Origin of the sequence: Maribacter sp., from assembly GCF_049667165.1 — a bacterium.
Classification (GTDB): domain Bacteria; phylum Bacteroidota; class Bacteroidia; order Flavobacteriales; family Flavobacteriaceae; genus Maribacter_A.
Genome location: NZ_JBATHS010000404.1, coordinates 1 through 5,183 on the forward strand (window position 1 = coordinate 1; position 5,183 = coordinate 5,183).

The 5,183-nt window shown below is 39.2% G+C and carries 9 protein-coding genes; all 9 read right to left on the reverse strand.

All coding sequences use genetic code 11. The annotated features are described in order from the left end of the window. Positions 1–199 precede the first annotated feature (199 nt). A complete protein-coding gene (locus tag WBM98_RS18140) occupies positions 200–880 on the reverse strand; it encodes a hypothetical protein (RefSeq protein WP_424367429.1) in 681 nt (226 codons plus the stop codon). 165 nt (positions 881–1,045) lie between these two features. Continuing rightward, positions 1,046–1,549, reverse strand: coding sequence for a 50S ribosomal protein L17 (gene rplQ, locus WBM98_RS18145; protein WP_424367430.1), 504 nt, complete (start codon positions 1,547–1,549; stop codon positions 1,046–1,048). 66 nt (positions 1,550–1,615) lie between these two features. Then, the gene (locus WBM98_RS18150; protein WP_424367431.1) at positions 1,616–2,608 is read right to left on the reverse strand and encodes a DNA-directed RNA polymerase subunit alpha; all 993 of its coding nucleotides are present in this window, start codon (positions 2,606–2,608) and stop codon (positions 1,616–1,618) included. Between the two features lie 18 nt (positions 2,609–2,626). Continuing rightward, positions 2,627–3,232: a 30S ribosomal protein S4 gene (rpsD, locus tag WBM98_RS18155; RefSeq protein ID WP_424367432.1), complete on the reverse strand. Its 606-nt coding sequence runs from the start codon at positions 3,230–3,232 to the stop codon at positions 2,627–2,629. A gap of 98 nt (positions 3,233–3,330) precedes the next feature. Beyond that, entirely contained in the window at positions 3,331–3,723 is a 393-nt protein-coding gene (gene rpsK, locus WBM98_RS18160) for a 30S ribosomal protein S11 (RefSeq protein ID WP_424367433.1), read from the reverse strand. Between the two features lie 103 nt (positions 3,724–3,826). Continuing rightward, positions 3,827–4,201 (reverse strand): 30S ribosomal protein S13, encoded by a 375-nt coding sequence (rpsM, locus tag WBM98_RS18165; RefSeq protein WP_424367434.1) that lies wholly within the window; start codon positions 4,199–4,201, stop codon positions 3,827–3,829. 2 nt (positions 4,202–4,203) lie between these two features. Further along, on the reverse strand, positions 4,204–4,320 hold the full coding sequence (gene ykgO, locus WBM98_RS18170; protein WP_013305171.1) for a type B 50S ribosomal protein L36: 117 nt from the start codon (positions 4,318–4,320) through the stop codon (positions 4,204–4,206). A 9-nt stretch (positions 4,321–4,329) separates the two neighbouring features. Further along, positions 4,330–4,545, reverse strand: a complete 216-nt coding sequence (gene infA, locus WBM98_RS18175; RefSeq protein ID WP_013751343.1) for a translation initiation factor IF-1 — start codon at positions 4,543–4,545, stop codon at positions 4,330–4,332. A gap of 3 nt (positions 4,546–4,548) precedes the next feature. Next, a partial coding sequence (locus tag WBM98_RS18180) for a preprotein translocase subunit SecY (RefSeq protein ID WP_424367435.1) occupies positions 4,549–5,183 on the reverse strand: 635 nt, incomplete at its 5' end.

The window sequence follows — 5,183 nt, forward strand, 5'->3', positions numbered from 1 at the left end:
TTCCTAAGCCTTTTAGGCTTTCTCACAAATAAACATAAAAAGAAAAGGATAAACCAGATGGTTTAGCCTATTTAATGTTCTTTTAATAATAAATTGTTCCTCTGAATCATCCGTTTTTTTGATCTACTCTAGGTGGGGTTCACTATTTGGAAGCAACTCCCCTACTGCGCTTGGTCTTTTAGTATTAGGCTTACATTCCTCAGGATCCCAATGTATTGTAATATGTTAATATACTGGTAACATCTTCGAGATTGTTATATTTCAATCCATTTTCCTTTACATAGGATTGCACCTTTTTGACAACCTTCTTGTCGATTAAATCCAGAACCGATGATTTTTTGAAATTGATCTTCTCTAATTGGGTGCTTTCTCCTTTGAGTATATAGAAATCCTCCTCCAGTTTCAACATCGGCAAACCCATCGGCGTCTTGGTCAAAGGATTTACTTCGGCTTTCTTGATACTAGTATAGTACTTACGTAATAAAAGCAGATCCTTTGCTTTAAGAATTTCCTCAAAATAGGTGTTGCGTTGAATTTCTGGATCTACATATCGTTTAAAGACCTTATTTCCCAAGACCACTTTGTCTACACCAGATGGATTAACGATAAATACCGAGTCTGCAGAGAGCTTGGCCTCAAATTGTCCCGCATAGGCATTAAAATTGAAGGTATTGAAGGTATAGGCCTTCTCATTGAAATAAACTTTCGATGCATTGTCCCATGTCTCGTACAGGTAGGGGGAACCTTCAATGGTTTTTTCATCCTTATCAACCAAATAATCCCCGAAAGGCCTATACGATTCAACAAAGCCGTAATTACCCTCTTGGGAAAACAAGAATGCACTACATAGTAAAATACAAGGGTAAATAAATCCTTTCATGGTTTTAAATTTTAATTATTGGTCCTGATAAAACAATACACCACTCAAACCAATCGTATGAATACTTTTTAAACCCCAAACACTATACCGAATCTTAGGATCCAACATAAAAAAAAGGATAAACTGTTACGTTTATCCTTTAATAAATATTCTGGTAATACCATTTTATTCTTCTGAATCGTCAGTTTTGTTATCAGCTACGGGAACCGGCGGAACTTCTGTTTTTGCACCACCACCTCTTCTACTTCTTCTTGTAGTTTTCTTCTTAGGCTTATCTGCATTGTAAATCTCGTTGAAATCTACCAACTCGATCATTGCCATATCCGCGTTATCCCCTAAACGATTACCTAACTTTATAATACGGGTATAACCACCTGGTCGATCACCGACCTTTTCAGAAACGGCACTGAACAACTCAGCCACGGCATATTTATCCCTTAAATACTTGAAAGCAATACGTCTGTTATGTGTTCCCTTATCTGCAGATACGTTATTCTCGGCCTTTGACTTTGTGATCAAGGGCTCAACAAACTGCTTTAAAGCTTTTGCTTTGGCAACTGTGGTATTGATTCTTTTATGTTCGATCAAGGAACAGGCCATATTGGCCAACATCGCCTTTCTATGGGCTGCTTTTCTTCCTAGATGATTAACTTTTTTTCCGTGTCTCATTGCTATATTTTATCATCTTGCTACCTAATCCCAACGGCTATCGTCAGGAGAGCAAAATATGATTACTTAATCTTTGTCTAATTTATATTTTGAAAGATCCATTCCGAAGCTCAGCCCTTTATTGATGACCAATTCCTCAAGTTCGGTCAATGATTTCTTTCCGAAATTCCTGAATTTCATCAGATCATTCTTATTGAAGGAAACCAAATCTCCCAAGGTATCGACTTCTGCGGCCTTTAAACAGTTCAAGGCACGAACAGAAAGATCCATATCGACCAATTTTGTTTTCAACAACTGGCGCATATGCAATGACTCCTCATCATAGGTTTCCGTCTGGGCGATTTCATCGGCCTCTAAGGTGATGCGCTCATCTGAGAATAACATGAAATGATGGATCAAGACCTTTGCACCTTCTGTCAAGGCTTCTTTTGGGTGGATAGAACCATCGGTGACGATTTCAAAAACCAATTTTTCATAATCGGTTTTTTGTTCAACCCTAAAGTTCTCAATGCTATATTTCACATTCCTTACCGGGGTGAATATAGAATCGACGGCAATCGTACCCACAGCGGCATTGGACTTTTTGTTTTCCTCAGCGGGAACATATCCCCTACCCTTATCAATAACGATTTCCATATTGATACTGACTTTGGAATCCATATTACAGATCACCAAATCAGGGTTCAACACCTGATACCCGGAAATGAATTTTTGAAAATCGCCAGCGGTCAACTTATCCTTTCCACTAACTGATATTGAAACCACCTCCGCTTCGGAATCCTCGATCTGCTTTTTAAAACGTACTTGTTTTAAGTTCAGGATAATTTCTGTAACATCTTCTACAACACCGGGGATAACAGAGAACTCATGTTCAACTTTATCTATTCTTACCGAAGTAATAGCATGGCCTTCCAATGATGAAAGCAAAACTCTTCTTAATGCGTTCCCAACGGTTAGACCGTAGCCTGGTTCCAATGGTCGAAATTCAAATTTCCCTTCGAAATCTGAAGAATCGATCATTATTACTTTATCGGGTTTCTGAAAATTAAATAATGCCATAATTGGATCAGTGTTGTTTTATTTGGAGTATAACTCGACGATTAATTGTTCCTTAATATTTTCAGGAATCTGCATTCTTTCTGGAACGGAAACAAATGTTCCCTCTTTCTTCTCGGTATTCCAGGTAATCCACTCATACACATGATTACTCGCTGCCAAAGCATCTTGAATGGTCTGTAGCGATTTGGATTTCTCCCTAACCCCAACGACATCACCGGCCTTTAAAGAATAGGATGGTATATCTACCAATTCCCCATTAACGGTAATATGTCTATGTGACACTAATTGTCTTGCCCCTCTTCTGGATGTGGAAATGCCCATTCTATAAACAACATTGTCCAATCTCGATTCGCACAACTGTAAAAGCACCTCACCGGTAACTCCTTTACTTCTGTTGGCACTGCCAAACAAGTTTCTAAATTGCTTTTCCAAAATACCATACGTGTATTTTGCTTTTTGCTTTTCCATCAACTGAACGGAATATTCGGATTTCTTACCTCTTCGTCTATTTTGTCCGTGTTGCCCAGGTGGGTAATTTTTCTTTTCAAAAGACTTATCGTCTCCAAAAATCGCTTCTCCGAATTTTCGGGCGATTTTACTTTTTGGTCCTGTGTATCTTGCCATCTTCTTTTTATTTGGAAATGTGATTATGAATTAAGGCTTAATCCTTCGATAATCGTAACTACACTCCCTATGAATTACTATGAAATTTTACTACTGAATTAAACTCTTCTTCTTTTCGGAGGTCTACAGCCATTGTGGGGCATAGGGGTGACATCGATGATTTCGGTGACCTCGATACCGGCATTATGTATAGATCTTATTGCTGATTCCCTTCCATTTCCAGGTCCTTTGACATAAACCTTTACCTTTCGTAGTCCAGCTTCATGGGCTACTTTCGCACAATCCTCGGCAGCTACTTGGGCGGCATAGGGCGTGTTCTTTTTAGATCCTCGAAACCCTTGTTTTCCGGCTGAGGACCAAGAAATAACATCTCCCTTTTTATTCGTCAAGGAGATGATTATATTATTGAAGGATGCCGAAACATGGGCCTCTCCAACAGCATCTACTATTACTTTACGTTTTTTAGCCGCTTTTGCATTTGTCTTTGCCATAATACTTAGTATTTAGTATTTGGTATGCAGTAATTGGTACATGTGACGTAAGATCCCTAACGTTTTATGCCATACCAACCACGCAGTACGCTATACTTTTATTTTATTTAGTTGCCTTTTTCTTGTTGGCCACTGTTTTTCTTTTTCCTTTACGGGTTCTAGAGTTGTTCTTGGTTCTTTGACCTCTTAATGGAAGCCCAGCTCTATGGCGAATACCCCTGTAACAACCAATATCCATCAATCGCTTGATGTTCAATTGGGTCTCTGACCGAAGTTCACCCTCTATTACGTATGAAGCCACAGCATCACGAATACGGCCAATCTCATCATCGTTCCAATCAGACACCTTCGTGTCTTCACTGACTTGTGCCTTTTCTAAAATCTCCTTTGCTCTACTTTTTCCAATACCAAAAATGTAGGTAAGGGCTATAACCCCTCTTTTCTGTTTTGGTATATCTATACCTGCAATTCTTGCCATAATTATCCTTGTCTTTGTTTAAATCTAGGATTCTTTTTGTTGATTACGTACAACCTGCCTTTTCTGCGTACTATTTTGCAATCGGCACTTCTTTTCTTTACTGAAGCTCTAACTTTCATGTTATTTACTTAATATCTATATGTAATTCTTGCTTTGGAAAGATCGTATGGACTCATTTCCAGTTTGACCTTGTCCCCAGGAAGCAATTTGATATAATGCATTCTCATTTTCCCTGAAATATGGGCCGTAACTACGTGACCATTTTCCAGTTCAACCCGAAACATTGCATTTGAAAGGGCCTCTATTATAGACCCATCTTGTTCTATTGCTGCTTGTTTAGCCATAATTTATGCTACTTTCCTATTTTTACCTGATTTCATTAATCCATCGTAATGCCTGTTCAACAAATAGGCATTTACTTGTTGTACGGTATCAATGGCAACACCCACCATGATCAATAATGAGGTACCCCCATAGAACATGGCCCAACCAGATTGTACATCCATAAGTTTAACGACAATGGCAGGTAAAACCGCCAAGAGCGCTAAAAAGACCGATCCCGGAAGGGTAATCAACGACATGATCTTGTCAAGAAAATCACCGGTTTCCTTACCTGGCCTAATCCCCGGAATAAAACCACCACTTCTTTTTAAATCATCTGCCATTTTATTGGTCGGCACTGTAATCGCCGTATAAAAATAGGTGAAAATGATAATCAAGACAGCGAACAATATGTTGTAGGCCAGCCCAAAGATGTCCTGGAATTGGACCTCCATCCATTGACCAACTGCGGTGTTGTTGAAGGTTCGGCCAATCAAACCGGGAGCAAACATAATCGCCTGAGCGAAAATGATTGGCATTACCCCAGATGCATTCAGTTTTAATGGGATGTATTGTCGAGAACCCATTATGTTCTTCTCATAGCCACCAGACGCTGTTCTTCGAGCATATTGCACAGGAATCTGCCGTGTTGCCATCACCA

Bases quoted from the DNA above. Each gene is read 5' to 3' on its own strand.
- WBM98_RS18140 (WP_424367429.1), bottom strand. From the start codon at position 880: ATGAAAGGATTTATTTACCCTTGTATTTTACTATGTAGTGCATTCTTG.
- rplQ (WP_424367430.1), bottom strand. From the start codon at position 1,549: ATGAGACACGGAAAAAAAGTTAATCATCTAGGAAGAAAAGCAGCCCAT.
- WBM98_RS18150 (WP_424367431.1), bottom strand. From the start codon at position 2,608: ATGGCATTATTTAATTTTCAGAAACCCGATAAAGTAATAATGATCGAT.
- rpsD (WP_424367432.1), bottom strand. From the start codon at position 3,232: ATGGCAAGATACACAGGACCAAAAAGTAAAATCGCCCGAAAATTCGGA.
- rpsK (WP_424367433.1), bottom strand. From the start codon at position 3,723: ATGGCAAAGACAAATGCAAAAGCGGCTAAAAAACGTAAAGTAATAGTA.
- rpsM (WP_424367434.1), bottom strand. From the start codon at position 4,201: ATGGCAAGAATTGCAGGTATAGATATACCAAAACAGAAAAGAGGGGTT.
- ykgO (WP_013305171.1), bottom strand. From the start codon at position 4,320: ATGAAAGTTAGAGCTTCAGTAAAGAAAAGAAGTGCCGATTGCAAAATA.
- infA (WP_013751343.1), bottom strand. From the start codon at position 4,545: ATGGCTAAACAAGCAGCAATAGAACAAGATGGGTCTATAATAGAGGCC.